The sequence below is a fragment of the Pseudomonas sp. JUb42 genome (genome assembly GCF_024807945.1).
Lineage (GTDB): Bacteria > Pseudomonadota > Gammaproteobacteria > Pseudomonadales > Pseudomonadaceae > Aquipseudomonas.
Map to the genome: position 1 here is coordinate 90,146 of NZ_JANUFD010000008.1, position 26,832 is coordinate 116,977.

Consider the following 26,832-nt stretch of genomic DNA (forward strand, 5'->3'; position numbering starts at 1 on the left):
GAATCAGTCAGCGGTCCGTTGCGTGTGATAGAGGCTGACGTCGCGGAACTCATGGGGCTCGGCCAGATCGGGCAGGGTGTGGGCGTGGAGCATGCCCAGGCGCCGGTAGGCCGGGTGGGCAAAGTCGCGGACCCGCGAGTCTGCCACCAGGGCTTCACGGCCACGGCCGAGGAAGGCATCAAGCAGCGGCAGGTTGGCGCGGTCGTAGAGCACGTCGGCGACCAGGATCAGGTCGAAACGGTCGGCTTCGGCGAAGAAGTCTGTCGAATAACCCAGCTCCACCTGATTGAGCGCGGCATTGGCCCGGCACGCAGCAATGGCCAGCGGGTCGAGGTCACAGGCCACCACTTCCAGGGCGCCGGCCTGTTTCGCGGCAATCCCGGCCACGCCCGAACCGGCACCGAAATCCAGCACGCGCTTGCCGGCGACCCACTCGGGCTGCTCGGCGAGAAAGCGCGCCAGGGCCAGGCCACTGGCCCAGCAGAAGCTCCAGTAAGGCGGCTCGTCGAGGATGCGGCGGGTTTCTTCGGGGCTGAAGGCGCGGTCCATGTTGTCGGCGTCGATCAGCCACAGGCGCAGATCAGTACCCGGCAGTGGCGTGTCCACCAGCCGGGCGTCACCGAGCAGTTCGCTCAATGCATGTTGCAGCTCGATCACGGCGCCGTAACGAACTGCAGAGCGCCGAGGGCCTGGGTGTTGGCTTCCTGAATGCGTACCGACGGCAGATGCAGGATCAACTGGCCGGACTGGCTGGCACGACCGCGCAATTCAACGCGAGCGCCAGCCGGGAAGGCTTCGGGGTTGAAGCGCAACTGGAAGGGCAGGGACTGGTTATTGCCGAGCAGTTTGGTGCTCGACAGCAGTTTTTGCGGACGATTGCGCTCATCGATCACCATCAGCGCCAGCTCGACTTCGGCACCCTTTGGCACGCCGAGCAACTGGCCGCTCAACTCGCGCTGATAGGGCAGCAGTGGGCCGGGACCCTCCGGCAACTTGATGGCCTGGGTCGCGGAAGCGGGCTTGGTGGCGGGCTTGGGCGGCTCGGTGCTGCTACAGGCGGCCAGCAGGCCTGCCAGACAGAGCAAAACAAGCGGTCTGAGGGTCATGAACAGCTCCAGCAAAAACAAAATACGAAGGACAGCAGCAACCGCTCGAATGACAGGTATAGGCGATACGCTGATGTATCGCTGTGCTGGGCGTCTATATACCGCAAAGCCGCAGCGTTGTCTCGCCAGCGGGATAGACAGCATCGCGGCTTGTGCTCAAACGGCAACAGCCCCTACCATGACCCACCTTTTTTTTATTGTTGCCTGCCACCATGCACTGTCCCTTCTGCGGTGCCAACGACACCAAAGTCATCGACTCACGCCTCGTCGCCGAGGGTGAGCAAGTCCGTCGCCGTCGCGAATGCCTGGCCTGTGGCGAGCGTTTCACGACCTTCGAAACCGCCGAACTGGTGTTGCCGCGCCTGATCAAGCAGGACGGCAGCCGTCAGCCGTTCGACGAAGAAAAGCTGCGCGCCGGCATGCAGCGGGCGCTGGAGAAGCGTCCGGTCAGTGTCGAGCGCCTGGAAGCGGCGTTGGCTCATATCAAGCACAAGCTGCGCGCTACCGGCGAGCGCGAAGTCAAATCCCTGGTCGTGGGCGAGTTGGTCATGGCCGAGCTGCAAAAGCTCGACGAAGTCGCCTATATCCGTTTCGCCTCGGTTTACCGGCGCTTCCAGGACCTCAACGAATTCCGCGAAGAAATCGACCGTCTGGCCCGCGAGCCGAATAAAGAGTGAGTGCCCGCTTGACTGAACAAAGCGCTTTGGATGTCCACTACATGGCTCGTGCGCTTGAGTTGGCGCGCAAGGGTATTTATTCCACGCATCCCAATCCGCGGGTCGGCTGCGTCATCGTGCGTGAGGGCAAGATCGTCGGCGAAGGCTGGCATGCCCGCGCCGGCGAGCCCCATGCCGAAGTCCACGCCCTGCGTCAGGCCGGCGACAAGGCCCGTGGCGCTACCGCCTACGTGACCCTTGAACCCTGCAGCCATTTTGGCCGCACGCCGCCGTGTGCCGATGCGCTGATAAGCGCTGGCGTGAGCCGGGTGGTCGCGGCCATGCAAGACCCCAATCCCGATGTCGGCGGTCATGGCCTGTTGCGCCTGATGAACGCGGGCATCGCTGTGCAGAGCGGTGTGCTGGAAGCCGAGGCGCGGGCGCTGAACAAAGGCTTTCTCAAACGCATGGAAAAGGGCCTGCCCTACGTGCGAGTCAAACTGGCCATGAGCCTGGACGGGCGCACCGCCATGGCCAGCGGCGAAAGCCAGTGGATCACCGGCCCCGAAGCCCGTGCTGCGGTGCAGCGTTTGCGCGCTCAATCGAGTGTGGTGCTCACCGGTGCCGATACCGTGCTGGCCGACCGAGCCCGCCTGACCGTACGCCCCGATGAGCTGGGCCTGAATGCCGAGCTGACCGCCTTATGCGTCACCCGTCCGCCGCTGCGCGTATTGATCGACGGGCGCCTGCGTGTGCCGTTGACCGCGCCCTTCTTTCAGGAAGGCCGTGCCCTGGTCGTGACCTGCGCCGCGGCATCGGCCCGCGTGCGCTATCACGAGGAAGGCCACGAGATGCTGGCCATGGCCAGTACGGCCGGGCATGTCGACCTGCGCAAACTGTTGGTTGAGCTGGCTTCCCGGGGCGTCAACGACGTGCTGGTCGAGGCCGGGCCGCGACTGGCCGGGGCTTTTACCCGCCTGGGTCTGGTCGATGAGTATCAGATTTTTATTGCGGGCAAGTTCATGGGCTCCTCGGCCCGGCCGCTGCTGGATCTGCCGCTGTCGCATATGAGCGAGGCGAAGGAACTGCAAATCGTTGAAATGCGCGCAGTCGGTAATGACTGGCGAGTCATTGCGGTACCTCGGCCCGCACCCGGCGTATAATTTTCGGCTTTCGCTTATAGCGCTGGCTTTGTTCTCCTGGAGGACCTCATGTTTACCGGCATCATTGAATCCATCGGCAGCATTCGCGCCCTGACCCCCAAAGGCGGCGATGTCCGCGTTTACGTGGAAACCGGCAAGCTCGACCTGGGCGACGTCAAACTGGGCGACAGCATCGCGGTCAACGGCGTCTGCCTGACGGCGGTGGAGCTGCCAGGCGACGGTTTCTGGGCTGATGTCAGCCGCGAAACCCTGGACGTGACCGCGTTCAACGAATTGAAAGCGGGCAGCCGGGTCAACCTGGAAAAAGCCCTGACCCCGACCACGCGCCTGGGCGGCCATTTGGTCAGCGGCCATGTCGACGGCATTGGTGAAGTGATTTCCCGCGAGGAAAACGCCCGCGCCATCCAGTTCCGCATCCGCGCGCCGCGCGAGCTGGCCAAATACATTTCGCACAAGGGCTCGATCACCGTCGACGGCACCAGCCTGACCGTCAACGCGGTCAACGGCGCCGAGTTCGAACTGACCATCGTGCCCCACACCCTGGCCGAGACCATCATGGCCGACTACCGCCCAGGTCGTCAGGTCAACCTTGAAGTGGACCTGTTGGCCCGTTACCTGGAGCGCCTGCTGCTCGGTGACAAGGCTGCCGAACCGACTTCGGGCGGCATTACCGAAAGCTTTCTGGCCGCCAACGGCTACCTCAAATCCTGAATTGAAGGGGGTGCCTTGTGGCGCTCAACAGCATTGAAGAACTGGTAGAAGACATTCGCCAGGGCAAAATGGTCATCCTCATGGATGACGAAGACCGCGAGAACGAAGGCGACCTGATCATGGCCGCCGAATGCGTGCAGGCCGAGCACATCAATTTCATGGCCAAGTACGCCCGTGGCCTGATCTGCATGCCTATGACCCGTGAGCGCTGCGAAAACCTCAAGCTGCCGCTGATGGCTGCGCGCAACGGTTCCGGTTTCGGCACCAAGTTCACCGTGTCCATCGAAGCCGCCGAAGGCGTGACCACCGGTATCTCCGCCGCTGACCGTGCCCGCACTGTGCAAGCCGCTGCTGCCAAGGACGCCAAGGCTGAAGATATCGTCAGCCCCGGGCATATCTTCCCGCTGATGGCTCAGGCCGGCGGCACCCTGTCCCGCGCCGGTCACACTGAAGCCGCGTGCGATCTTGCGCGCATGGCCGGTTTCGAGCCAAGTGGCGTGATCTGCGAAGTGATGAACGATGACGGCACCATGTCCCGTCGCGCCGAGCTGGAAGTCTTTGCCGCCGAACACAACATCAAGATCGGCACCATTGCTGACCTGATTCACTACCGCATGATCCACGAACGTACCGTTCAGCGGATTGCCGAGCAGCCGCTGGACAGCGAACTGGGTCAGTTCAACCTTGTGACCTACCGCGATTCGGTGGAGGGCGACGTCCATCTGGCCCTGACTTTGGGCAAGATCTGCGCTGAAGAGCCGACCCTGGTTCGCGTGCACAACATGGACCCGCTGCGCGACCTGCTGATGGTCAATCAGCCCGGCCGCTGGAGCCTGCGCGCCGCCATGAGTACGGTGGCCGAGGCCGGCAGCGGTGTTGTGCTGCTGCTTGGTCACCCGCTGGATGGCGACGTGCTGCTGGCGCATATTCGCGAAACAGCCGGGCAGACTGTGGTCAAGACGCCGACCACTTACAGCACGGTCGGTGCCGGTTCACAGATCCTGCGTGACCTCGGGGTGCGCAAAATGCGCCTGATGAGTTCACCCATGAAGTTCAATGCGATATCCGGTTTCGATCTGGAAGTTGTAGAATACGTGCCCTCCGAATAAATCCGGCGGGCGCCGGGCTGTGAAAACCTTCGCGTTTTCACAGCAAATGCTGCCTGCTGTTACGATTCGTGGCCTAAAATCCATAAAAACACGCCGAACTGGCGTGTTTGCTCTTTATAAAGACGAGACTCTCGCGAATGACTCTGAAGACCATCGAAGGTAACTTCATCGCTCCCCAAGGTCGCTATGCCCTGGTGGTTGGCCGTTTCAATAGCTTCGTCGTGGAAAGTCTGGTGAGTGGCGCCGTTGACGCCCTCGTCCGCCACGGCGTCAAGGAAAGCGACATCACCATCGTTCGCGCACCGGGTGCCTTCGAGCTGCCGCTGGTCGTGCAGAAAGTCGCCCAGCGCAGCGAATTCGCTGCCATTGTCGCCCTCGGCGCAGTCATTCGTGGCGGTACTCCGCACTTCGAATATGTTGCAGGCGAGTGCGTCAAGGGTATCGCCCAGGTCTCCATGGAGTTCGGCGTACCGGTTGCCTTCGGCGTGCTGACCGTTGATTCCATCGAGCAAGCCATCGAACGTTCCGGCACCAAGGCCGGTAACAAAGGTGCCGAAGCTGCCCTGTCCGCCCTGGAAATGGTCAGCCTGCTGGCGCAGTTGGAGGCCAAGTGATTTCCGACGAAAGCGATCAATTCAACCCGCGTGACCCCAAGTCTCCTGACGCTGCCAAGGGCAAGAGCGCCAAACGTCGCGAAGCGCGGCAGCTGGCAACCCAGGCGCTGTACCAGTGGCACATGGCGAATCACTCCCTGACTGAAATCGAAGCGCAGTTCCGCGTCGACAATGATTTCAAGGATGTCGATGGCGTTTACTTCCGCGAGCTGCTGCACGGTGTGGGCACCAACAAGACCGAGATCGACACCGCTCTCAAGCCTTGCCTGGACCTGACCATCGAAGAGTTGGACCCGGTCGAACTGGCCATCCTGCGCCTGTCCACCTACGAGCTGCTCAAGCGCGTTGATGTGCCGTACCGCGTGGTGATCAACGAAGGCATCGAGCTGGCGAAAGTCTACGGCTCCACTGACGGCCACAAGTTCGTCAACGGCGTGCTGGACAAACTGGCCCCGCGCCTGCGTGAAGCCGAGGTCAAAGCCTACAAGCGCTGAGGTTGGCGCAAGGCTGGAGGCGCGCCGCGAACACGACTTGTGGGAGCGAATTCATTCGCGAAGGCGGTATTTCAGGCGATAGATAAGGTCGTCTGTACGAGCCTTTTCGCGAATGAATTCGCTCCCACATGTTTTGTCGAGCTCATGCGCTGTTTAACGAGATTGAAATGGGCGAGTTCGAACTGATCCGCAACTACTTCGCCGCTGCGCCCTGTGCTCAGACGGGCGAAGGTGTTGCTCTGGGCATTGGCGACGATTGTGCGCTGTTGACCCTGCCGCCCGGCGAGCAACTGGCGGTGTCCACCGATACCCTGGTTGCCGGGGTGCATTTTCCTGAGGTCTGCGATCCTTTCCTGCTGGGCCAACGTGCCCTGGCGGTATCGGCGAGCGATCTGGCGGCCATGGGCGCCGCACCTTCTGCCTTTACCCTGGCCCTGACCTTGCCGTCAGTCGATGCCGGCTGGCTGCAGGAATTTGCCCGTGGCTTGAATGTCATGGCTCAGACCTGTTCGTTGCGCCTGGTCGGCGGCGACACCACGCGCGGCCCCCTCAGCCTGACCCTGACTGTCTTCGGTCACGTTCCTGCCGGTCAGGCCCTGACCCGCAGCGCTGCTCAGGTGGGCGACCTGCTGTGTGTCGGTGGCGATCTCGGCGAGGGTGCGGGTGCCCTGGCACTGGTGTTGAACCAGCGCACGGCCCCGGCAGCCATCAGCGAAACCCTGCTGGCCCGTTACTGGTCGCCACAGCCGCAATTGGCTCTGGGCCAGGCGCTGCGGGGCAAGGCTACGGCGGCGCTGGATATTTCCGACGGGCTGTTGGCCGATTGTGGGCATATCGCGTTGGCCTCCGGCGTGCGCCTGCGCATTGAGCGCGAGCGTCTGCCGCTGTCAGCAGCATTGCTTGGTTTGTTGGAAAAAGACGCCGCACAACGGGCTGCCCTGAGCGGCGGCGATGACTATGTACTAGCGTTCACCTTGCCGCCGGAGTTTTTGTCCGGGTTACTCGATGCCGGTTGGCCGATCCGGGTCATCGGCGCTGTCGAAGCGGGGCAGGGTGTGGTGCTGACCGATGCCGATGGGCAGGACATCACTCCGTTGACGCGGGGTTATCAACATTTTCGGGAGACGCGGTGACAGATCAGCCAAATCAGGTTACGGCCCAGGCCGTGACGCCGTCGGTATGGAGCAATCCCTGGCACTTTCTGGCCTTCGGCTTGGGCTCCGGCACCCTGCCCAAGGCCCCTGGCACCTGGGGCTCGCTGGTCGCGGTGCCGTTCATGCCGCTGTGGCAGATGCTGCCGGGCTGGGGTTACGGCTTGATGCTGGTGCTGACCACGCTGTTCGGCTTCTGGCTGTGCGGCAAGGTGGCAGACGATCTGGGCGTGCATGACCACGAAGGCATCGTCTGGGATGAAATGGTCGGCATGTGGATCACCCTGTGGGACGTGCCTCAGGGCTGGTACTGGCTGTTGGCGGGCTTCTTGATGTTCCGTTTCTTCGACATCCTCAAGCCGTGGCCGATCAGCTGGATCGACCGCCATGTGCACAGTGGGACGGGCATCATGCTCGATGATGTGCTGGCCGGTGTTTTCGCCTGGCTGGGTGTGCAAGCTTTGATCTGGGGAACGCATTTGCTCTAGGAGAGCATCATGAGCAGTCGCAGATGGTGGATGTTGTGCTGGTCGATGTTGTCGACGCTTTTACCCATCTTCCCGGCGACGGCTCAGGAGCATTCGTCTGCGCCCGTGATCAGCGAGATCTTCCTGGTCGGTGAGCCGCGCAGTGACTACACCGACATTGATGGTCGCGGCCTGGGCTGGGACATCCTGCGTCTGGTGTTCGAGCCGCGCGGGATCACGGTAAAAACCAACTCCGCCTCTTATGTGCGAGCCGTCGGGCTGGTCAAGCAGGGCGCGGTGGATGCCTGGGTCGGCTCCTACGCGGCCGAAACCAACGGCGTGCTGTACCCGCGATGGCATTTCGACGCTGATCGCATCTACGCCCTGGGGTTGGCCAACAACCCGGCGCCGAGCCTGATCAACCTGCGTCACTACCGCCTGGCCTGGATACACGGTTATCAGTATCAGCGTTACTTGCCCGGTGTCAGCCGATTCGAAGAAGTGTTGCGGCGCGACAATGTGCTGTCGATGTTGCAGCACTCGCGGGTGGATTTTTATATCGACGCGCAGCCGGAAGTTGATTTTCTGCTCAGCCAGACCCCGAGACCAGACCTTTATCTGGCGACTTATCTGACAGATCTGCCGCTGTTTTTGGTGTTTTCTGACACTGATAAAGGCCGGATCCTACGTACGATCTATGACGAGCGTATGGAGCAATTGATCGTCAGTGGCCAGTTGCGGCCGGTCTTCGAGCGCTGGAAACGCCCTTATCCCTTCGAGGAAGCGGGCATGCAAACCAGAGGTTCGAGCAAATGACCAATCGATCTTATTGATCTGAATGCTCAATAATTCGGCATAAGCGTCTGTAGGAACCTACTGTTACAATGCCGCCCTGTTAATCCACACCCTCATACAGATCAGGAGCACAAGGTGCCCGTCGTATTTGTTGCTGCTTCCAAGCTGCCTACCCCTTTTGCGCAATTCACCATGCATGGCTTTCTTGAGCAGGCAACCGGGCGTGAACATGTCGTTTTGAGCCTCGGCGATATAGCTGACGGTGCGCCCGTGCTCGGTCGCGTGCATTCGGAATGCCTGACCGGCGATGCCCTGTTCAGCCAGCGCTGTGATTGCGGTTCTCAGCTCGAAGCCGCCCTGCGTGCCATTGCGGCTGAAGGTCGTGGTGTATTGCTCTATCTGCGTCAGGAAGGTCGTGGCATTGGCCTGATGAACAAAATCCGCGCCTATGAGCTGCAGGATGGCGGTGCCGACACCGTTGAAGCCAACGAGCGCCTGGGTTTTGCCGCCGATCAGCGTGACTACGCTATCTGCCTGCCGATGCTGCAGCATCTGGGCGTCGAGTCGCTGACATTGATGACCAACAACCCGCGCAAGGTGAAAGCCCTGACGGACATGGGCATCAAGGTCGCCAAGCGCGTACCGCTGCACACCGGCCATAACCCGCACAACAAGCTGTACCTGGCAACCAAGGCCGGCAAGCTTGGCCACATGATGGGCAACGAGCACCAGAGCGAGACCGACAAGGCGTGACCCGCCACAACAGACGCCGCCGTTTGGCTCTGGCCTGGTGGTGGCAGTTGCTGTTGGTTGTGTTGCCGGTCGTAGTCATCAGCCGTTGGTTCGGCGCTTCTCAAGCCCTGGCGCCGTTGCTGGCAATGCCCGCCTTTATCGTCGGGATCAGCTCGATGTTTGTCAGCCTGCGCCCGTTTGGCCGCTACAAACACGCCCTGATCGCTACCGGCAAAGCCCTCGACACCCCTGAAGAAGATGCCGCCTGGCGCAACCTTGATGCTGCCCGCCGCAGGGCGCTGCTGGCTGCCAGTCTGCCTGCATGGATTGCCGCGATAGCGGTGTTTACCGGGTTGGAAACCGTGCCGCTGTGCCTGCTGACACTGTCCAGTGTGGTGTTGTTGTATCTCTACCGGATACCGCGGCAGCTGGCCTGACGTTCATCTGGTAATTCACTCCAGTGGGAGCGGATTTATCCGCGAAGGCGGCGTTGAAGTCGACAAAGATACGTCGAATGTCCTGGCCTCTTCGCGAATGAATTCGCTCCCACAATGCTCCCACCATTGACTCTTGCCTGGTTATTTCAGCCAATCAACGCCAACCGCTCATTGATCGCCGCTTCAATTCCCGCCTCATCCAGCCCGCACTCGGCCAGCATCTGCGCAGGCTTGGCATGTTCGACGTAGGCATCCGGCAAGCCCAGGTGCAGCACAGACTTGAGGATGTTTTCCCGCGCCAGGAACTCGCTGACAGCGGCGCCAGCACCGCCCATGACGGCGTTCTCTTCCAGGGTTACCAGTAGCTCGTGATTGGCAGCAGCTTCGCGGATCAGGGCTTCGTCCAGCGGTTTGACGAAGCGCATGTCGATCACCGTGGCATCCAGTCGCTCGGCGACTTTCAGCGCTTGCGCCAGTTGTACGCCGAATACCAGGATGGCGACGCCCTGGCCGTTGCGGCGAATCACGCCCTTGCCGATTTCCAGCGGCTCCAGACTGCTCTCGATCACCGCGTTTGGGCCGCTGCCGCGTGGGTAGCGCACGGCGGCGGGGCCGACGAAGTGGTAGCCGGTGCTGAGCATGCGGCGCAGTTCGTTTTCATCGCTCGGCGTCATGATCAGCATGCCGGGGATGCAGCGCAGATAAGACAGATCGAAGCTGCCTGCGTGGGTCGGGCCGTCTTCGCCCACCAGACCGGCGCGGTCGATGGCGAACAGCACGTCGAGGTTCTGCACCGCCACGTCATGGATCAACTGATCGTAGCCGCGTTGCAGGAAGGTGGAGTAGATCGCCACCACCGGCTTGCTGCCTTCGCAGGCCATACCGGCGGCCAGGGTCACGGCGTGCTGCTCGGCAATGGCAACGTCGAAATAGCGCGTCGGGAAGCGTTCGCTGAACGCCACCAGATCAGAGCCTTCCTTCATGGCCGGGGTGATGCCGACCAGCCGTTCGTCGGCAGCGGCCATGTCGCAGATCCAGTCGCCGAACACCGCTGAATATTTCGGGCCTACGGCCTTTTTCGGCGCGGCAGCCGGTGCGTTGAGCGGATCGAGTTTGGTAATGGCGTGGTAGCCGATCGGGTCGACTTCGGCCGGGGCGAACCCCTTGCCCTTCTTCGTCACCACATGCAGGAACTGCGGGCCCTTGAGGTCACGCATGTTGCGCAGAGTGGCGATCAGGGTCGGCAGGTCGTGGCCGTCGATCGGGCCGATATAGTTCCAGCCCAGCTCTTCAAACAGGGTGCCGGGGACCAGCATGCCCTTGGCGTATTCTTCGGTGCGCCGGGCAATTTCCCAGGCGCCGGGCAGGCGTGACAGCACTTTCTTGCTGCCTTCGCGCATGCTGGCATAGGTGCGGCTGGAGAGGATCTTGGCCAGGTAGTTGGACAGGCCGCCGACATTGCGCGAAATCGACATGTCATTGTCGTTGAGGATGACCAGCATGTTGGCGTCGACTTCCGGCGCGTGGTTCAACGCCTCGAACGCCATGCCGGCAGTCAGTGCGCCGTCGCCGATGACGGCGATGGCCTTGCGCTCGCTGCCTTGCAGGCGGGCGGCAATGGCCATGCCCAGGGCGGCGCTGATGGACGTGCTGGAATGGCCTACGCCAAAGGTGTCGTACTCACTCTCGCTGCGACGCGGAAAGGCGGCAATGCCGTCCTTCTGGCGCAGGGTCGACATGCGCTCGCGACGACCGGTGAGAATTTTATGCGGGTACGCCTGATGACCCACATCCCAGACCAGGCGGTCGTCGGGGGTATCGAAGACGTAATGCAGGGCGATGGTCAGCTCGATCACACCCAGCCCGGCACCGAAATGCCCGCCGGTCTGACCAACGGTATAGAGCAGCTCCAGGCGCAGTTCATCGGCCAGGGCTTCCAGCTCGGCTTCTCCCAACCGACGCAGCCCGTCCGGCGTTTGCGCACGGTCGAGCAGAGGCGTGGTCGGGCGTTCGCGGGGAATCTCTTTGAACGTCGTGGGCATCAGGCGAATCGTTATAAGTAAAAGAGGCGGCAGTTTACCTGATGCAGCGCGGGCTGCCCATGAAGGTGCGCTTATGGATGTGCGTGACTAACCCTGTGGGAGCGAATTCATTCGCGAAGACAGTATTTCAGACCATGAATTAGCGTCGGCTGTACTGGCTTCTTCGCGAATGAATTCGCGCCCACAGGGTTCATTGTTACGTCTCAAGAGCGCGCTGGATCAGCTACGCCGCTCAACAATAAACCGCGCCAGCGCCCGCAGTGGCTCGGCGGCTGTGTCGAAAGGTCGCAGGGCGTCGAGGGCCTGGTCGCGCAGTTGCAGGGCGTAAGCCTTGGCCGCGTCGAGGCCGAGCAGGGCCGGGTAGGTCGGTTTGTCCCGGGCGATATCGGCACCCTGGCGCTTGCCCAGGGTCGCGGTATCGCTTTCGACGTCGAGGATGTCGTCCTGCACCTGGAAGGCCAGGCCGATGGCCCGGGCGTAGGTCTGCAGGGCCTCGAGCTGGCTTTGATCAGCCTTGCCACTGGCCAGGGCGCCGAGTTTGACGCTGGCTTCAATCAGGGCGCCGGTCTTGTGCCGGTGCATAAAGGCCAGGGCGTCTTGATCAAGCTTGAGGCCGACCGAGCCGAGGTCGATAGCCTGACCACCCACCATACCGGCGGGACCTGCGGCAAAGGCCAGGGCATCGGCCATCTGCAGGCGGGTTTCGGCGTTCTGCGGGCTCAGGCTGGCATTGAGCAGGGCACTGAAGGCCAGGCTTTGCAGGCCGTCACCGGCGAGAATCGCACAGGCTTCGTCGAAGGCTTTATGCGTGGTGGGCTGGCCGCGACGCAGATCGTCGTCGTCCATGGCGGGCAGATCGTCATGCACCAGGGAATAGGCATGGATCAGCTCCACTGCGCAGGCCGCGCCATTGGCTTGCCCAGCATCAGTGCCCAGGGCTTCGCAGGCGGCGTAAACCAGCAACGGGCGCACGCGTTTGCCGCCGTTCATCACGCTGTAGCGCATGGCGGCGTACAGGCGGGTCAATTCAGGACTTGGGGCTTCGAACAGGCTCTCCAGCGCCGCATTGACGCGGGCCTGACTGCGAGCTTGATAGTCAGCGATCATTCGGGTTGTTCCGCATCGAAGGGTTCTTCCGCCAGTTCGCCGTCGCGTTCGAGCAGGATCTGCACTTTCTGTTCGGCCTGGGCCAGCGCGCTCTGACAGTCGCGCGTCAGGCGGATGCCCTGTTCAAAGGCGGTCAGGGAGTCTTCCAGCGACAGCTCGCCGTTTTCCAGACGCTCTACCAGCGTTTGCAGGTCGGCGAGTGACTGTTCGAAATCCAGTGCAGCTTTCTTGCGGGCCATGGCGGGTATTCCGGTAGAGGTTAAACCGGCGCGACACTAGCAGAGCATGGGCTTTGGGGCAAATGACATGGGGGTAGGTTGAGCACCTGTGGGACCGGCTTTAGCCAGGAAGGCGCAGGCAAGAGCGATACATTTCTATCGCCTGCCTTGTCCTCTTCCCGGCTAAAGCCGGTCCCACAATGAGCCTATTTGATACCCAGCCGCCGATCCAGGGAGATCGCCCCCGCACCGCGACTGATGATGATCAGCAGCAAGCCGGCCCAGGACAGGTGGGTCGGCCACGCATCGGGATAGACAAAGACTTCGATAACCAGGGTCATGCCCAGCAAGGCCAATGCCGACAGTCGGCTGAACAGCCCGAGAATCAGCAAGACCGGGAACAGGTGCTCGGCATAGGCCGACAGATGGGCGGCGAGTTCCGGGGAGATCAGTGGCAGGTTGTATTCCGTGCGAAACAGCTCGTAGGTGCTGTCGGTGATGGTCAAAAAGCCCTCGACCTTGGTCCGCCCGGACATGATGAAGATTGCGGCAATCGAGATCCGTGCCACCAGCGCCAGGGTCGAGTCATTGATAAGGCGTTGCAGGCGGTCGGCCACGGTATTCCAGAGGACGAGCAGGCGGGGCGGATTCATGGTGTTCTCCAGGGCTCAGTGAGCGGCAAAGACATCGGCAGCGATCAGGCGGCTGAGCATGTTCATCAAATCAAGGTCGGGCTCTGCCTGGGTGGCGTGTTCAGCCGCGTCTTCCAGGGGCAGATTGGCGGCGCAGGCGTCGAGGAACGCGCATTCGCCCACGCTCAGCGGATACCAGGTAATGAACCCGGTACTGCGGCTGATCAGCGCACCTTCGCCGACCCAGTCCAGTTCGGCAGGCACGTCGGTCTGTTCGCGATTGCAGCGCCAGATGGTGTAGGCCGGCTGAGTGGCAAACCATTTCCAGCGAGCCGTGGCGCGCAATTTGAGCCTTACGCTGGCCAGTAACTCCGGTTCGATGGCCGCAAAGGCAGCGACGTCGAGGGCGAGTTCGTCCTCGGCACCGTGCGCTTCGTTCCACAGCAGGTCGAGGCGCGCGACATTGCCCAGGTAAGGCAGATCCCGAGCGTGCTCGAAGGCATCGAGGAAATCCGGGAAGCCTTTGCCGTAGTTCAGCAAGCGCGCATCGGTGGGCGGCGACAGGCGTACATAGCGCGCCGCAGCGGCTTGCATCCATTCGGTGCCGACCAGGCGTTCCACCGTGGGGAAGTTTGCCAGCAGGGCGTCGCTGGCGCCTTTCATCACGGTGTTGCGATACACCAGAAACCCCGACTGTTCAGTCAGTACCGGCAAGGTTTCGGGGTCCTTGCCATACAGGGCGCTGATAAAGGCGTCCTGAAAACCGGCCAGTGACAGGTTCATTGTGCGGTCTCCAATTGCAGGTGCCGGTGGGTGTCCAGCAGGTTCTGGGCCCGATTGCGTTCGATCATCAGTTCATCGAAGGCAGGGATCTGGTCATCGCGCTCGATCAGCGTCGGCCTTGGACCAATGCGTTTGATCAAGCGCTGATAAAGCGACCAGACCGCGTCGCTGACGGGGCTGTCGTGGGAATCGATCAGCAGGTTCGAGTCGCCAGGGTCAGCGGTGTGACCGGCCAGATGGATTTCCATGACCGCATCGGCGGGGAAAGCATCCAGGTAACTGGCGGCGTTGAAGCTTTGGTTGTGCGCGCTGATAAAGACGTTGTTGACGTCCAGCAGCAGCCCGCAGCCGGTCCTGTTGCTCAGCTCGGTGAGAAAATCGAGCTCGCTCCAGTCATGGCCGTCGAGCCTTAAATAGTGGGTCGGATTTTCAATCGCAATCCGGCGCCCGAGGACGTTCTGGGTGCAATCAATGTTGTCGACGATCCGTTGCAGCGCTTCATGGGAGCGCGGAAACGGCAGCAGATCGGGGTGGTACTGGCCTCGCCAGGTTGACCAGGCCAGGTGTTCCGACATCAGTGCCGGTTGAACGCGATCGGCAAGCGCCTTGAGCCGTTGCAGGTGGGACAGGTCCGGCGGGCAGTCGGCCGCCAGGGACAGGGATACACCGTGCAGGGACAGCGGGTGCCGGCTGCCAATCGCTTCAAGCCAGGCCAGTCGGGGACCGCCGTCAACCATGTAGTTTTCCGGATGGACTTCAAACCACAGGCCGCTGGAGGTGCAGTCGAGTGCGTGCTCGTAATGCTCTGCCTTGAGGCCAAGTCCGGCGCCCATCTTTATGGAAGTTTTCATGATCGACGTGTCCCTTGATGTGGCGGGTTACATGGCTTCCAGAGTACCGTGGCCGTTCGGCGTCTTGATCGAGGTGCAGGTGCCGGCTGGAACGTTTTTCCAGGAGTTGGCCTGATAGTCGGTTTTCGAGGTGCCGGCACACGTGGTGCCTGCGCCTGCTTTGCAATCGTTCTTGCCAGCCATGGAAACGCCGTAGCATTTTTCCATTGCCGCTGGTTTTTCGGCAGCCATGACAGAGCCGGCAGCAACGGAAGACAGGGCGATGGCGATAGCGGCGATATTCATAGTTTTCATGGTGTTTCTCCGAGGATGTAGGTAGTTGGTCAACAGTTCAGCGAATTTGTCGCTGTGCTTGCGATCCGAGAAGTAATTCGTCGTGAAACGCCAACCGGTTACAGCACTCGAAAAAAATTTTTGAAATATCGTGAAAAAATTTGCGCCGGGCAGGGTTTCTCAGTTCACTGCCCACCTTGCGCTCAGTGAGTGCGCGCTCATAACGCGCTTAGTGAGAAGAACAATTAAAAAATTTCTAACTTTTGTGTAACCAGGGCGATTGATGGACCGAACTACACATAACGAATCGTTGCGCAGGCGAGAGATCGATCTTCAGACGCTCTTCCTGTCGGGGCTCAAGGGCAATCAGGCGGACTACGCGCGTTTCCTGCGAGAGTTGAGCACGCACCTGCGTGGTTTTCTCAGGGCACGGCTGCTGCGTCAGCCGGATGAGATAGAGGATCTGCTGCAAGAGATCCTCCTGGCAGTGCATAACGGCCGCCAGACCTATCAATCCGAGCAGCCGTTGACGGCCTGGGTGTTTGCCATTGCGCGCTACAAGCTGGCCGATTTCTATCGTTCCCGCTCGCGGCACGATGGGCTCAACGATTCCATAGATGATACCGAGGAGCTGTTTGCCGAGCCCTGTCTGGAACCGGCTCAGGCGAGTCGCGATCTGGACAAGTTGCTCGAAGAGCTGCCGGACAAGCAACGGCTGCCGATCGTGCACGTCAAGCTCGAGGGGCTTTCCGTGGCGCAGACGGCGCAGTTGACCGGGCTTTCCGAGTCGGCGGTAAAGATTGGCGTGCATCGCGGCCTCAAGGCCCTGGCGGCCATGATCAGAGGTAAATGATGAACACAGACGATCTTATTTCCATGCTCTCGACAGGAGTCGAACCCGTTGATCCCAAGGCGATTGCCAAGCGCTTCAGCCTGGCGATCCTGATTGGCGGTGTGGGCGCGTTGTTGGTGATCCTGCTGCGCTTCGGCGTGCGACCTGATCTGGCCGAAGTGGCGACGACCCCGATTTTCTGGGCCAAGATCGCCTTTCCCTTGAGCCTGATGGTGGGCGCGCTGCTGATGGTGACGCGCCTGTCGCGCCCTGGCATGACGGCTGGCGGCGGCAAGCTCTGGGTGACCCTGGGCGTGGCGGCGATCTGGGTTGGCGCGCTGTATGGCCTGGCCGTGGCGCCGGCCGATGAGCGCGTGGCCATGGTGCTGGGCAAGACCTGGAAGGTCTGTGCCTTCAATATCTCGCTGCTGTCGATACCGGGCTTTATCGCCGTGTTCTGGGCCCTGCGTGGCCTGGCGCCGACTCAACCGAGGCTGGCCGGAGCCTGCGGCGGCCTGCTCGCCAGCTCCCTGGCGACCCTTGCCTACTGCTTGCATTGCCCGGAAATGGCCGTGCCGTTCTGGGGCATCTGGTATCTGCTGGGCATGTTGGTGCCGACCCTGGTCGGCGCTGCCATGGGGCCGCGTTGGTTGCGTTGGTAAGTTACATCTGCAGGTTACATCTGTAGGCGCTTTAGCCTCGAGGGCGCTCTCCCGGCTAAAGCCGGTCCTACAGGCGCTCTCACCATACCGCCGTATCTCAATCTACGCTGCCATCGCCGTTGACGATGGCAAGCTCGCCAATGACTGATTTGCCGCCCCGGTTCGCCCTCCTAGTATCGCAGTGACTGCCTTTTCATCACTGCGAGCCGCGAACCATGAAGAATTTCCGTATCGGCCAGATCGTCCCCAGTTCCAACACCACCATGGAAACCGAAATCCCGGCGATGCTGACGTCGCGCTATCCGCTGTTTCCTGAAGAGCACTTCACCTTTCACTCGGCGCGTATGCGCATGATGAAAGTCAGCCCCGAAGAGCTGAAGAAAATGGACGTGGACAGTGATCGCTGCGCCCTGGAGTTGAGTGATGCGCGGGTCGATGTCATGGCCTATGCCTGTCTGGTCGCGATCATGTGCCAGGGGCCGGGCTATCACAGTGTGTCCCAGGCACGCCTGAGCAAGGCCGTGGAGTCCAATCAGGCACCGACCCCGATTCTTAGTTCGGCTGGCGCGCTGATCGACAGCCTGAATCTGATGCAATACAAGAAAATCGCCATTATCACCCCCTACATGAAGCCCCTGACCCAACAGGTGATCGATTACATCGAAGCCGCCGGAATCGAAGTCACCGACTCAATCAGCCTGGAAGTCTCGGACAACCTCGCCGTCGGCCGCCTCGACCCGATGGATCTGGTCGCCCACGCCGACCGCCTGAATATCGGCCAGGCCGATGGCGTGGTGCTGTCGTGCTGCGTGCAGATGCCTTCGCTGCCTGCCATCCAGGTGGTGCAGGATCGCCTCGACAAGCCGGTGCTGTCGGCCTCGGTGGCCACGGTCTACCAGATCCTCAAGACCCTGGGCCTGGAAGCCAAAGTGCCGAATGCCGGGTATTTGTTGTCGGGCGCGTTCTGAGTTTCATCCGAGCGGGTACTATGACGCTCCGATTTTGCTGAACGAGTGAATAATCCAGGGCCATTGGTGTGGGAGGCAATAACTGCGGGAGCTAATTTTGTGGGAGCGAATTCATTCGCGAAGGCGGCATTTCAGGCGGTAAAGATGCGTCGAATGAGCCGCCCTCTTCGCGAATGAATTCGCTCCCACATTATTCGCTGCCACAGAATTAACCGCCCACAAATATCCCCCATTCATTCGCTCCAGGCCTGGAGCCAACCACCGCATGAAGCTCGACCCCGTCTCGCTGCGCCTGTTCGTCAGTGTCATAGAAAAAGGCACCATCGCTGCTGCCGCCAAGCGTGAGCACATTGCGGCTGCGGCGGTGAGCAAGCGTCTGAGTGAATTGGAGGCATTGCTCGATGCGCAACTGCTGGTGCGCAGTAACAAGGGCATCACGCCAACGGCAGCGGGGGTGTCGTTGTTGTATCTGGCGCGCAGTGCGCTGAATAACCTCAACGATATCGTTGTGCAGATGCGCGACTACGCCCATGGCCTGCGCGGTTCGGTGCAGGTACTGGCCAATATTTCCGCGATCACCCAGTTCATGCCCGCCCTGATCCGCTCGTTCATGGATCGCTACCCGCTGATCGACATCGCCCTGCAGGAGCGCGAAAGCCTGGCGATTACCCAGGCCGTGGCCCAGAACCAGGCCGATATCGGCATCTTCACTCGCCTGCCCCACGGGACGGACGTCGAGGTCTACCGGTTTCGCGAAGACAAACTGGTCCTGCTCGTCCCCGACAATCATCCCTTGGCCGGGCGCGACAGCGTGCGTTTCGAAGAAGCTCTGGATGAGCCATTCGTGGCCCTGCGAAGCGGCACGCACCTGAATTTCCAGCTGATCAAGGCGGCCAACGACGTCGGCCGCTCGCTGAAAATCCGCATGGAAGTGTCCAACTACGACGCCCTGGGCCTGATGGTGCAGGCCGGTATTGGCCTGGGTGTCATGCCGCTTGGCAGTGTCGGCCTGTACAACCTGGCCAATATCCGCACCGTCGACCTCGACGAACCCTGGGCCCGGCGTGAGCTGAGCCTGTGTGTGCGCTCACGGGAAGGGTTATCGAGTGCTGCACGGTTGTTTTTTGACCATTTGCTGAACGATCAGGCGCGTTAAACCGTAGGACCGGCTTCAGCCGGGAGGGCGTCTTTGAAGCGGATTGAAGCTCTCCCGGCTAAAGCCGGTCCTGCCGTCGGGTGTTTGCTGTGCGACGGCACGGTGTTATCAACGCCAGTCATGACTCCAACCCGGCCGGGCAATCAATTGCTCGTAGAGGGTAATGTCCGACGGGTTATCCACTTCTACCCAGCCGCCACGAATGGCCACGGCCGCGATGGGCGTGCCTTTGTCCAGCAGGTGCCGCAAGAGGCTGGTCATGTCCAGCTTGTCGATCTGCTCGGCCGTCAGTCCGGCAAGCAGAGCCCTGACCTGCTGCCAGCCTTCAGGGGTGAATTTGAGCAGGCCCATGTACTGGCCTTCGATCTGCTGACGGTCGACGGTGCGCTCGCCGATGGCCAGCAGTTGGCCGTCGGACTGGCGAAAGCTTTCGGCATCGCTGAGCGGATCGTCGAAGCGTGCCGACCACAGCGACCACCAGTCCAGGTCATAGGTCATGGCCAGCGGCGCGGGAGAGTCGATCAGGCTCTGGATAATATCCGGGCGGTAAACGATATCGCCGTAGCAGACCAGCATGGGTTCGGTTGCCAGCAGGGCGTCGGCGCGCAGCAGGCTGCGGACCATGTTGCTGCCGGCCCAGTGCGGGTTGTACAGGCGGCTGTCGCCGTAGGGCTCAAGCGCTTCGTGGCAATAGCCGCTGACCAGATGCACCTCGCTGACCCCGGCACTGTGTAATGCCGCTATCTGCCACTCAAGCAGCGGCTTGCCTGCCAGTACCGTCAGGGGTTTGGGTTGTGCGGCGGTGATGCTGCCCAAACGGGAACCGCGCCCGGCGGCGAGAATAATGGCTTTCATATCGATTCACTCAAATAACCATCGGCACAGTTGCCGGTCGGGCTCGCTTAAGGAGGCTTCGCGCTCGGGATGCCACATGACTCCGGCGATTTTTTCGCTGACATGCACCAATGCTTCGCAGGCGCCCAGCTCATCAAAGGCCCATGGCCGCAATGTGGCCGGTATGGGAGTGGCCAGGCGGTTGCCGTGGAAGGAATTGACCGAGCGAGGCACAGCGGGCAGGTTCAGCCAGGGCAGGTCGTCCGTCGTCGGAATGAGCAGATGTCGCTGGGCCACATGCATGCTGCGATCGGCTTCGGCCAGTTGCCCGCCAAAGAACAGCTGGATCAATTGCAGCCCCCGGCAGACGCCCAACACCGGCCATTGCCGGGCAATGCAATGGGCCAGCAGCGCCTGCTCAGTGGCGTCACGCAGTGGATCGCTGCCGACATCGTCGCCGCCGCTGAAAATGACTCCTTCAATCCCATGAGCCTGGGCGTAGGCCACGGTCTGTTCGCCAAGATTGGGCAGCAATTGCCAGTGATGGCCCACGCCCAGTTCGGCGAACAGCCGATACCAGTCCCTGGCCAGGCCGTCACGGGGTTCGTGATAGCTGTGGGGTGATGACTGGCGCAGGGTGATGCCGATCTTTCTCATGGGCGCTGGTTTTTCATAGTGGTCGCAGGGTCTTGTCCTGGCAGTCCAGGGCGATGCGCGTGCTGCGCACCAGGCGATTGAACAATTGCTCGCCGCAGCCAATGGCCGCCGGGATGCCGAACTCGGCACAGCGTATCGCCATATGCGAGTTGGCGCCGCCATATTGCGTGACCAGTCCGGCAATGCCCCGGGTGAAGACCCAGTCATAGCCGGGGTCGGCGTTTTCGATGCAGACGATACGGCCTTGCAGCGAGGTCGAGGCCGGTGAGTTCTGGCTCAGTTTCACGCCCGGTGCTTCGATGGCTTTCTGGGTGACGAAGTTGGGCAGGCTGCGATGCAGGGGCACAACGAATACGTCATCTATGCCGCCGATCAAATGCCCTAGCTTGAGCGACACGCCCTGCTCGTAGCTGTTGCGCGCCTGGGTCGCCCGCTCCAGCAGGACCCGGTCGAGATCGTCCATCAATGGCACGCTGAGGGTATCGAGCAGGCCGTCGATATTCAGGAATGACAGGTCTTCCCGCGCGAGGCCAACCTCGCCGCCCCAACTGACCAGCAGTTTCAGGGCGTCGGACAGGTCGCGGGTAAACACCAGCTTGGCGTATTCCCGCGCCTGAATCGCCTGGCTGGCGTAGCTCAGCAATTGCTCCGTGGATATTGGCCAGCCTTGTTCGTCCAGCAACTCTTGCAGGGCCTGACGTTCGCTGGCGTGCAGTTCGAACGCCGCGGTCTGGGCGTCGGAGTCGAACCATTGCACCGGGTCGCTGGTGAACAAATCATTGCGTTCGTCGTAGCGCAACGAGGTGATCTCGTAGGTGCCTGGGCGCAGGTGACCGAATTTTTCCAGGAATTGCGGCAACGACGCCCTCTGGGCGCAGACCGCAGCGTATTCGCCGGTCAACTGCGTGGTGACTGTGGTGATCGATTGCTTCCAGGCTTGCAGACGCTCATCGCTCAGGGCGCCACGACGATTGGCCGAGCGCATCAGGGTTTCGGCGATAAAACCGTGGCGGGCGAGAATAGCGAACTGCAAGGTGCCGTCTTCACGGCATTCATGCAGCAGACGGTTGATGCTTTCCAGGCTGATGCTTTGGGGTTCGGCACTGCGCGCGCGTTGCTGAGCTTCACGGGCATGGATGCGTGCCAGGGCCTCTGGCAGCGACCCCGGCCCCTGGCCTGACACGGCGCGGCAGGTCAGTTCGTCAAGCGCCGCGCGGTAGGTGACGTATTCATCCGCGTCCAGGACATCGTCATAGCGAGTGGCGAAATCGGCGTCGAAGGTGAAGTCCAGGCAGGTGGAGACGATGTCGAACTCCACTTTGTCGTGCCACTCCGGATTGTCCCGCAAGCGGGCCAGCCAGGCGTCGACCAGTTTTTCGCAGAGCGCCGGGGCAAGCCCTGCGGGCAGGAACGAGTTGAAGCTGCAGCGCACATCGATATACGGATGATGGCCCAGGGTCACCATCAACACCTGGCGCGGTGGTGAGTAGTAGCCCATCAACCGGCGCGCCTGACGCCAGGTCGAATCGGTGACCAGCAGCCGATACAGCGAGGCCGCCAGCGGACGCGGGGTGGTGCCGATGATTTCCGCCGGGTTCCAGTCCGGCATCACACCGAGCACGGTGCTTGCGCCATACAACCCGGCCTGTGGTGCCAGGCGTCGGGTCAGAAAGCTGCGCACATGCTCCAGTTGCCGGGCAACGCGGCGTTCGGTGACCGGGTGCCAGGTGTTGCTCAGGGTGATGCGCCGTACCTGCAGCACGTACACCTGCTGATTGCGGCCCACGGCAAATTCAATGTCCAGCGGCACCCGGCCACACAGGGCTTCCAGCTCACGACAGGCATCCAGCACGGCCTGGATGCGCGCCGAACGCACCACCGCGCGTTCGGTATCGCGGTAGACCAACACGGTCTTCTGAATGCCGACGCCACCGGTGATGGTGTCAGTCAGGCCGCTTTCATCATCGTAATTAAGCACGTAGTACGGCGCGCCATGCTCCAGGTCATAGGTCATGACCACGCCACTCATCTGCAAGTCCGTGAGCATCGGCTGGACCAGCACCTGATTGCCGTCGGCCTGATGCCCGGCGAAGGAGGCGATCACCTGATCAATGGCCGCCCTCAGCTCGCCAGCCACCGTTGTCGAAACGTTCAGGCAACTGGTGAAGGCACCGGCCATGGAGCTGGCTGCGCCGTCTTCGTTCTTCGCGCTGCTGCGCACGATCACACTGGCGCCGTGCTCCATTCGGGCAATGGCCGCCAGTACCGATTCCGGGTCCCGCTGCCAGTCGGCGGCGGTGAAGTAATGCAGCGGCAGGATCTTTGAATTGCACAGCAAGGGCTGCAAGCGCTTGAGGGTTTCGGATTTGGTGCCGAACTCGATACTCATGTCTGCGTCTCTTGCTGGTCCACGGCGAGCAAGGCCAGGTGTTTGAGCAAAGGATGAATGATGAAATAGGGCGGTGCCTCGGCCTGCAACGGCGCCTCTGTCAAAGGCTTGAGGCTGGCCGGATCCTGACGCCAGGCGGCCACGACCTGCACCAGCAGATCGGCGCGGATGGCGTTGTCGTAGACGTAGTCCACATCCAGGCCGGCAGGTGGCAGTGGATAAACCTTGCGCGCCAGCACGGGGCCTGTGTCAATGGTTTCATCCAGCAACAGGGCGCTGGCGGCGCATTGGCGTTGTTCAAGGATCTGGTAGTAGATCGTCGTGCTGCCACGGTAGTCCGGTAGCCAGCCGGAATGGATATGCAGCACCGGATAGCGTTCGAGCAGGGTGGCTGGCACCAGCTGGCCGCCGTAGCCGGAGTAGACCAGCAGGTCCGGCGCGGCCTTCTCGACGCAGGCGAGCAGGGCGGGATCGTCCAGGTTGTCGGCGGTGCAGGTCACATGGGGCCAGCCCAGGCGCGCCAGGCAGGTGCTCACGTCCTCCTTGAGGTCCGGCAGAAACAGGCCCTGCGCTTTCGCCGCCTGCCAGGCGCGGGCAGTGTGGGGCGTGCTGTTGGATTGGCCGTAGACCAGCACCTGGTCGGGCACGATGCCAGCGGCATGCAGGGCTTGCAGATAGGCGACCGAGCGGGCGGTTCTGGCGCACAGCAGTACCAGGTGTGATGAGTTCATGGACCCAACTCCGCAATCAATTGCTGTTCGGTGGCGAGAATCCAGGCCAGGTAAGCGGCCTGGCGCGTATCGAGTCGGGCTCGTTGCGAGACCAGGGTATCGTTGAGCTTGAGCAAGGCACTGAGGTAATAAGCGGCACCTGCCGAGCGCCAACCATGAATCATGCATTCAGCCAGCAGCAGGTAGGGTGTCAGCGCCAGGAAGTCGCTGTCGGGCAGGGCCCGGTGGGGCGCAGCCAGTTCATAGCCGGTATGCAGGCGCTTGCTGACTTCGAACTTTTTCAGCAAGCGCGGCAGCCAGTACCGGGCCTGGTCGTCGTCGGCCAGGGGCGTGACACGCAGCGTCAGACAGATTTGCTGCAGCAGGGCGCTTATCTCGTTTGCCGAAGCGTTGGCGCACGCGTTCAGCGCCGGCAGTGCAGGTGCAGGCAGCTCTGCGCAGGCGGCCTGGCGCGAGTCGCGCCAGGCCCGGACAAACGCTTCGCCCTGAAAGCTGGCATAGCGATAGGTCTGCGGATTGCTCAGCAGATCGCCGTCGCTGTAGGGATAGTTCAGGTTCACGAGGCGTACCCACTGATCCGGCGAATCTGCGCCACATAGCCCGGCAGGTCGTCCGGCACCTGGCTGTTGTGCAGCACCAGGTCCGGTGTCACGGGCGGGCGGTATTCGATATCCACCCCCACCACATGAGCCTGTTCGCCACGCAGGGCCGATTGATAGAGGCCCTTGTCATCGCGCTCGATGAGGATGTCGAGCGGCACATCGACAAACACTTCCCGATAGCCGGAAAAGCGCTGGCGATTGTCATCGCTGACGTCCTGAAACATCGACAGGATGCAGCACACGACATCAATGCCCTGGCTGTCCAGCCAGCCACACAATGCCTGGATGCGTTCGGCATTGACCCGGCGCCCGGCCAGGGTATAAGCGTCGGCGCGCAGGTCATGGCGAAACAGCGCCCTGATCTCATCGCCATCGACGAACACGGTCTGTGGCCGTTCCTGTTTCAGACTGGCGTACAGCGCCCGTCCAATAGTGGTTTTGCCAGCCCCGGAGAGGCCGACCAGCCAGATGACCATGGCCTTTATCCTTGCTTGAGTAAGGTTTCGATATTGCACAGCGCCATGACGGCCATCTCAGCGGAAAAGCCGTAGCTGTTGACGAAGTATTTGTGCCGCAAACCCTGGCGAACCTTGGCCTGGGTCGCCCACAACGTCTCATCAGCGAGCAGCGCGGGCAGGCTCCAGCGATCCTGTTCGTCGACATTGATGATCTCTTCGCGCAGCAGAATATCCGGCGAGTCATCGCCGGTGTGGGCATCTTTCTCCGCGCCGGGAACGTTCAGCAGCAAAAGATTCTTGTCCAGGTACAGTGCACCGAACGCTGTACCACCATAGTCGGCCACTACGTAGTCGGCGCAGCGAAACAGGTTCAGGTTGTCATAGACCGTGACGATCACCGCCGTAAAGTCATAGCGCTCGAGAATGGCCAGAACCTCGGGTTCGGCTTCTACCGACAGTGGGTGCGTCTTGACGATGACGTTGTAATCGTTGCACAGCGCAGCCATGGCGTCGGCATATCGGCTGATAGACGACAGGTCCATCCAGGTGGGCAGCCACAGCACAGTCTTTTTTGCCGGGTCCAGGGTCAGCCCCGGCGGCGATACGCCGAGCAGTGCTGGCTCGCGGAAATATTCGTCATAACGCGGGTAGCCCATCTGGAAGGTCACGGCGTCACAGCATTGCTTCAGCCGTTCGGCCTGCCAGGGGCCGAAGCAGAGGATCAGGTCGTAGTCGCTGTTCCAGCTGGAAAAGTTGTGCTTGGCCTTGCCCAGGGCGTACATGAAGCGCACCCGACGATGACCCAGGACGTGGATGATCGGCTGGTCCATGTGGTGATACATGCTCAGGTTGGATACGACGATGTCGTAGCGGTACCCGGACTCGATCACCGTCTCGCTGTCAAAGCAGCGATAGCCTGCTGCATTGGCCAGCGCCCGGGTATTGGCGCGCTCGCTGTCGGTGCCGTGCAAGACAATGTCGAAGGCCTCGCTGCCCAACAGTCGCCACACCGCCTGGTAATGGTTGAATATTTCGGCGGCGTGCACAAAAAAAGCGACCTGTGCGAAATCCTTACTATTCATGAGTTGCTTCCTAGCGAGCAGAGAACTGATTCAGGGCACTGATGACGTAGTCCTGTTCCGCCTCTCCAAGGGTTGGATAGATGGGGAGTGACAGGATGCGCTCGTGCAGGCCCGCAGCGATCATGACCGGGCTCAGCGCCAGCTCTGCGTAAGGTCTGTGCCGGGGAATCGGCAGCGGATAGTGGATATTGGTCTGGATGCCCTGTTGCGCCAGATGCTCTTTCAGCGCGTCGCGCTCAGGGCAATCGACCACGAACAGGTGCCAGGTATGGGCGGCGCGCTCTGTCACCCTCGGCAGGCCGATCAACGGATTATTCACCCGGCTCAGGTAACGCTCGGCCACCCGGCGACGGCGCTCGGTGTCAGCGTCCAGATGCTTGAGCTTGACGTGCAGCATCGCGGCCTGGATTTCGTCCAGTCGGCTGTTGATGCCCGGATAGTCGTGCTGATACTTGATGCTTGAACCGTAGTTGCCCAGGGCCCGTACCAGTCTGGCCAACTCGGCGTCGGCGGTGACCACCGCCCCGGCGTCGCCCAGGGCGCCAAGGTTCTTGCCGGGGTAGAAGCTGAACGCCGCTGCATGTCCCCAGCTCCCGGCTCGCCGGCCGTTCAAGCGTGCGCCATGGGCCTGTGCGCAATCTTCCAGCACCAGCAAGCCATGGCGTTCGGCAATGGCCATCAGTTCGGGCATCGGCGCAAGCTGGCCGTACAGATGCACGGGCAGCAGGACCCGCGTTTTGCTGCCGATAGCTGCCTCGACCGCGACGCAGTCGAGGTTGTGGGTGTGGGGATCGACATCCACCAGAATGGGCGCAAGGCCGGTTTCAACCACCGCCGAAACGGTGGCAATGAAGGTGTTGCTCGGCACTATCACTTCATCGCCGTCCTGCAACTTGCCCTGTTCCTTCCAGGCCCGTAGCACCAACACCAGTGCATCCAGGCCGTTGCCGGTGCCGATGGCGTGGGCAACCTCGCAATACTCGGCGAAGGCTTGCTCGAACCGGGTCAGTTCGACCCCGCCGATATACCAGCCTGAATCGATGACCCTGGCGCAGGCCGCCTTCAACTCATCCGCGTATTCGTGATTGACCGCCTGCAGGTCGAGGAAGGGAATGTTCAT

32 protein-coding genes are annotated in these 26,832 nt (G+C 61.5%); 15 read left to right on the plus strand and 17 right to left on the minus strand.

Annotation, left to right across the window (positions count from 1 at the left end; genetic code table 11):
• Positions 1-3 precede the first annotated feature (3 nt).
• Both M2401_RS17130 and M2401_RS17135 read right to left on the minus strand, forming a co-directional pair.
• Positions 4-657, minus strand: a complete 654-nt coding sequence (locus M2401_RS17130) for a methyltransferase (RefSeq protein ID WP_259104607.1) — start codon at positions 655-657, stop codon at positions 4-6.
• On the minus strand, positions 654-1,106 hold the full coding sequence (locus tag M2401_RS17135; protein WP_259104608.1) for a YbaY family lipoprotein: 453 nt from the start codon (positions 1,104-1,106) through the stop codon (positions 654-656). Before M2401_RS17135 ends, M2401_RS17130 begins: the two co-directional genes overlap by 4 nt.
• A 212-nt stretch (positions 1,107-1,318) precedes the next feature.
• Here M2401_RS17135 and nrdR point away from each other — a divergent pair, with 212 nt between their 5' ends.
• From nrdR to M2401_RS17190, 11 genes are all read left to right on the plus strand, one after another.
• On the plus strand, positions 1,319-1,783 hold the full coding sequence (gene nrdR / locus M2401_RS17140) for a transcriptional regulator NrdR (RefSeq protein WP_259104609.1): 465 nt from the start codon (positions 1,319-1,321) through the stop codon (positions 1,781-1,783).
• A gap of 41 nt (positions 1,784-1,824) precedes the next feature.
• On the plus strand, positions 1,825-2,925 hold the full coding sequence (gene ribD / locus M2401_RS17145) for a bifunctional diaminohydroxyphosphoribosylaminopyrimidine deaminase/5-amino-6-(5-phosphoribosylamino)uracil reductase RibD (RefSeq protein ID WP_259104928.1): 1,101 nt from the start codon (positions 1,825-1,827) through the stop codon (positions 2,923-2,925).
• Between the two features lie 48 nt (positions 2,926-2,973).
• Positions 2,974-3,636 (plus strand): riboflavin synthase, encoded by a 663-nt coding sequence (locus tag M2401_RS17150; protein WP_259104610.1) that lies wholly within the window; start codon positions 2,974-2,976, stop codon positions 3,634-3,636.
• 17 nt (positions 3,637-3,653) lie between these two features.
• Positions 3,654-4,745, plus strand: coding sequence for a bifunctional 3,4-dihydroxy-2-butanone-4-phosphate synthase/GTP cyclohydrolase II (gene ribBA, locus M2401_RS17155; RefSeq protein ID WP_259104611.1), 1,092 nt, complete (start codon positions 3,654-3,656; stop codon positions 4,743-4,745).
• Positions 4,746-4,882: 137 nt separating this feature from the next.
• Positions 4,883-5,359, plus strand: a complete 477-nt coding sequence (ribE, locus tag M2401_RS17160) for a 6,7-dimethyl-8-ribityllumazine synthase (protein ID WP_259104612.1) — start codon at positions 4,883-4,885, stop codon at positions 5,357-5,359.
• The gene (gene nusB, locus M2401_RS17165) at positions 5,356-5,853 is read left to right on the plus strand and encodes a transcription antitermination factor NusB (protein WP_259104613.1); all 498 of its coding nucleotides are present in this window, start codon (positions 5,356-5,358) and stop codon (positions 5,851-5,853) included. The genes ribE and nusB overlap by 4 nt, the downstream gene beginning before the upstream one ends.
• A gap of 167 nt (positions 5,854-6,020) precedes the next feature.
• A complete protein-coding gene (thiL, locus tag M2401_RS17170) occupies positions 6,021-6,986 on the plus strand; it encodes a thiamine-phosphate kinase (RefSeq protein WP_259104614.1) in 966 nt (321 codons plus the stop codon).
• Entirely contained in the window at positions 6,983-7,492 is a 510-nt protein-coding gene (locus tag M2401_RS17175; protein WP_259104615.1) for a phosphatidylglycerophosphatase A, read from the plus strand. Before thiL ends, M2401_RS17175 begins: the two co-directional genes overlap by 4 nt.
• 9 nt (positions 7,493-7,501) lie before the next feature.
• The gene (locus M2401_RS17180) at positions 7,502-8,287 is read left to right on the plus strand and encodes a transporter substrate-binding domain-containing protein (RefSeq protein ID WP_259104616.1); all 786 of its coding nucleotides are present in this window, start codon (positions 7,502-7,504) and stop codon (positions 8,285-8,287) included.
• A 114-nt stretch (positions 8,288-8,401) separates the two neighbouring features.
• Positions 8,402-9,019 carry a GTP cyclohydrolase II gene (ribA, locus tag M2401_RS17185; protein ID WP_259104617.1) on the plus strand — a complete coding sequence of 206 codons (618 nt, stop codon included), beginning with the start codon at positions 8,402-8,404 and terminating at the stop codon, positions 9,017-9,019.
• Positions 9,016-9,435, plus strand: a complete 420-nt coding sequence (locus M2401_RS17190; protein ID WP_259104618.1) for an MFS transporter — start codon at positions 9,016-9,018, stop codon at positions 9,433-9,435. Before ribA ends, M2401_RS17190 begins: the two co-directional genes overlap by 4 nt.
• A gap of 146 nt (positions 9,436-9,581) precedes the next feature.
• Here M2401_RS17190 and dxs read toward each other — a convergent pair whose 3' ends face one another.
• The 7 genes from dxs to M2401_RS17225 all read right to left on the minus strand — a co-directional run bounded on the left by dxs (position 9,582) and on the right by M2401_RS17225 (position 15,362).
• Positions 9,582-11,477 carry a 1-deoxy-D-xylulose-5-phosphate synthase gene (dxs, locus tag M2401_RS17195; RefSeq protein WP_259104619.1) on the minus strand — a complete coding sequence of 632 codons (1,896 nt, stop codon included), beginning with the start codon at positions 11,475-11,477 and terminating at the stop codon, positions 9,582-9,584.
• A gap of 219 nt (positions 11,478-11,696) precedes the next feature.
• Positions 11,697-12,584, minus strand: a complete 888-nt coding sequence (locus M2401_RS17200; protein ID WP_259104620.1) for a polyprenyl synthetase family protein — start codon at positions 12,582-12,584, stop codon at positions 11,697-11,699.
• Positions 12,581-12,823 carry an exodeoxyribonuclease VII small subunit gene (locus tag M2401_RS17205; protein ID WP_259104622.1) on the minus strand — a complete coding sequence of 81 codons (243 nt, stop codon included), beginning with the start codon at positions 12,821-12,823 and terminating at the stop codon, positions 12,581-12,583. Before M2401_RS17205 ends, M2401_RS17200 begins: the two co-directional genes overlap by 4 nt.
• 185 nt (positions 12,824-13,008) lie before the next feature.
• Positions 13,009-13,455, minus strand: a complete 447-nt coding sequence (locus tag M2401_RS17210; RefSeq protein ID WP_259104623.1) for a DoxX family protein — start codon at positions 13,453-13,455, stop codon at positions 13,009-13,011.
• Positions 13,456-13,470: 15 nt separating this feature from the next.
• Positions 13,471-14,217, minus strand: coding sequence for a DNA-binding domain-containing protein (locus M2401_RS17215; protein WP_259104625.1), 747 nt, complete (start codon positions 14,215-14,217; stop codon positions 13,471-13,473).
• Positions 14,214-15,050 (minus strand): DUF692 domain-containing protein, encoded by an 837-nt coding sequence (locus tag M2401_RS17220; protein WP_409033946.1) that lies wholly within the window; start codon positions 15,048-15,050, stop codon positions 14,214-14,216. Before M2401_RS17220 ends, M2401_RS17215 begins: the two co-directional genes overlap by 4 nt.
• Before the next feature lie 45 nt (positions 15,051-15,095).
• Positions 15,096-15,362, minus strand: coding sequence for a DUF2282 domain-containing protein (locus tag M2401_RS17225; RefSeq protein ID WP_073163725.1), 267 nt, complete (start codon positions 15,360-15,362; stop codon positions 15,096-15,098).
• 262 nt (positions 15,363-15,624) lie between these two features.
• On the opposite strand from M2401_RS17225, the gene M2401_RS17230 reads away from it, so the two are divergent.
• The 4 genes from M2401_RS17230 to M2401_RS17245 all read left to right on the plus strand — a co-directional run bounded on the left by M2401_RS17230 (position 15,625) and on the right by M2401_RS17245 (position 18,959).
• On the plus strand, positions 15,625-16,194 hold the full coding sequence (locus M2401_RS17230; RefSeq protein WP_259104629.1) for a sigma-70 family RNA polymerase sigma factor: 570 nt from the start codon (positions 15,625-15,627) through the stop codon (positions 16,192-16,194).
• A complete protein-coding gene (locus M2401_RS17235) occupies positions 16,194-16,835 on the plus strand; it encodes a DUF1109 domain-containing protein (RefSeq protein ID WP_259104930.1) in 642 nt (213 codons plus the stop codon). Before M2401_RS17230 ends, M2401_RS17235 begins: the two co-directional genes overlap by 1 nt.
• Before the next feature lie 215 nt (positions 16,836-17,050).
• On the plus strand, positions 17,051-17,803 hold the full coding sequence (locus tag M2401_RS17240) for an Asp/Glu racemase (protein ID WP_310504129.1): 753 nt from the start codon (positions 17,051-17,053) through the stop codon (positions 17,801-17,803).
• 265 nt (positions 17,804-18,068) lie between these two features.
• Entirely contained in the window at positions 18,069-18,959 is an 891-nt protein-coding gene (locus M2401_RS17245) for a LysR family transcriptional regulator (RefSeq protein ID WP_259104630.1), read from the plus strand.
• A 108-nt stretch (positions 18,960-19,067) separates the two neighbouring features.
• Here the strand turns inward: M2401_RS17245 and M2401_RS17250 are convergent, their stop codons facing one another.
• From M2401_RS17250 to M2401_RS17285, 8 genes are read right to left on the minus strand one after another with little or no spacing between them, the layout of a single operon-like run.
• Positions 19,068-19,814, minus strand: a complete 747-nt coding sequence (locus M2401_RS17250) for a phosphocholine cytidylyltransferase family protein (protein WP_259104632.1) — start codon at positions 19,812-19,814, stop codon at positions 19,068-19,070.
• A 6-nt stretch (positions 19,815-19,820) separates the two neighbouring features.
• Positions 19,821-20,450: a gamma-glutamyl-gamma-aminobutyrate hydrolase family protein gene (locus M2401_RS17255; RefSeq protein ID WP_259104633.1), complete on the minus strand. Its 630-nt coding sequence runs from the start codon at positions 20,448-20,450 to the stop codon at positions 19,821-19,823.
• Positions 20,451-20,463: 13 nt separating this feature from the next.
• A complete protein-coding gene (locus M2401_RS17260; RefSeq protein WP_259104635.1) occupies positions 20,464-22,839 on the minus strand; it encodes a PEP-utilizing enzyme in 2,376 nt (791 codons plus the stop codon).
• Positions 22,836-23,570 (minus strand): formyltransferase family protein, encoded by a 735-nt coding sequence (locus M2401_RS17265; RefSeq protein ID WP_259104636.1) that lies wholly within the window; start codon positions 23,568-23,570, stop codon positions 22,836-22,838. Before M2401_RS17265 ends, M2401_RS17260 begins: the two co-directional genes overlap by 4 nt.
• Positions 23,567-24,130, minus strand: a complete 564-nt coding sequence (locus tag M2401_RS17270; RefSeq protein ID WP_259104638.1) for a hypothetical protein — start codon at positions 24,128-24,130, stop codon at positions 23,567-23,569. The genes M2401_RS17265 and M2401_RS17270 overlap by 4 nt, the downstream gene beginning before the upstream one ends.
• On the minus strand, positions 24,127-24,648 hold the full coding sequence (locus M2401_RS17275; protein WP_259104639.1) for an adenylyl-sulfate kinase: 522 nt from the start codon (positions 24,646-24,648) through the stop codon (positions 24,127-24,129). The genes M2401_RS17270 and M2401_RS17275 overlap by 4 nt, the downstream gene beginning before the upstream one ends.
• Positions 24,649-24,653: 5 nt before the next feature.
• A complete protein-coding gene (locus M2401_RS17280) occupies positions 24,654-25,712 on the minus strand; it encodes a CDP-glycerol glycerophosphotransferase family protein (protein WP_259104641.1) in 1,059 nt (352 codons plus the stop codon).
• A 10-nt stretch (positions 25,713-25,722) separates the two neighbouring features.
• The gene (locus M2401_RS17285; RefSeq protein WP_409033947.1) at positions 25,723-26,832 is read right to left on the minus strand and encodes a DegT/DnrJ/EryC1/StrS family aminotransferase; all 1,110 of its coding nucleotides are present in this window, start codon (positions 26,830-26,832) and stop codon (positions 25,723-25,725) included.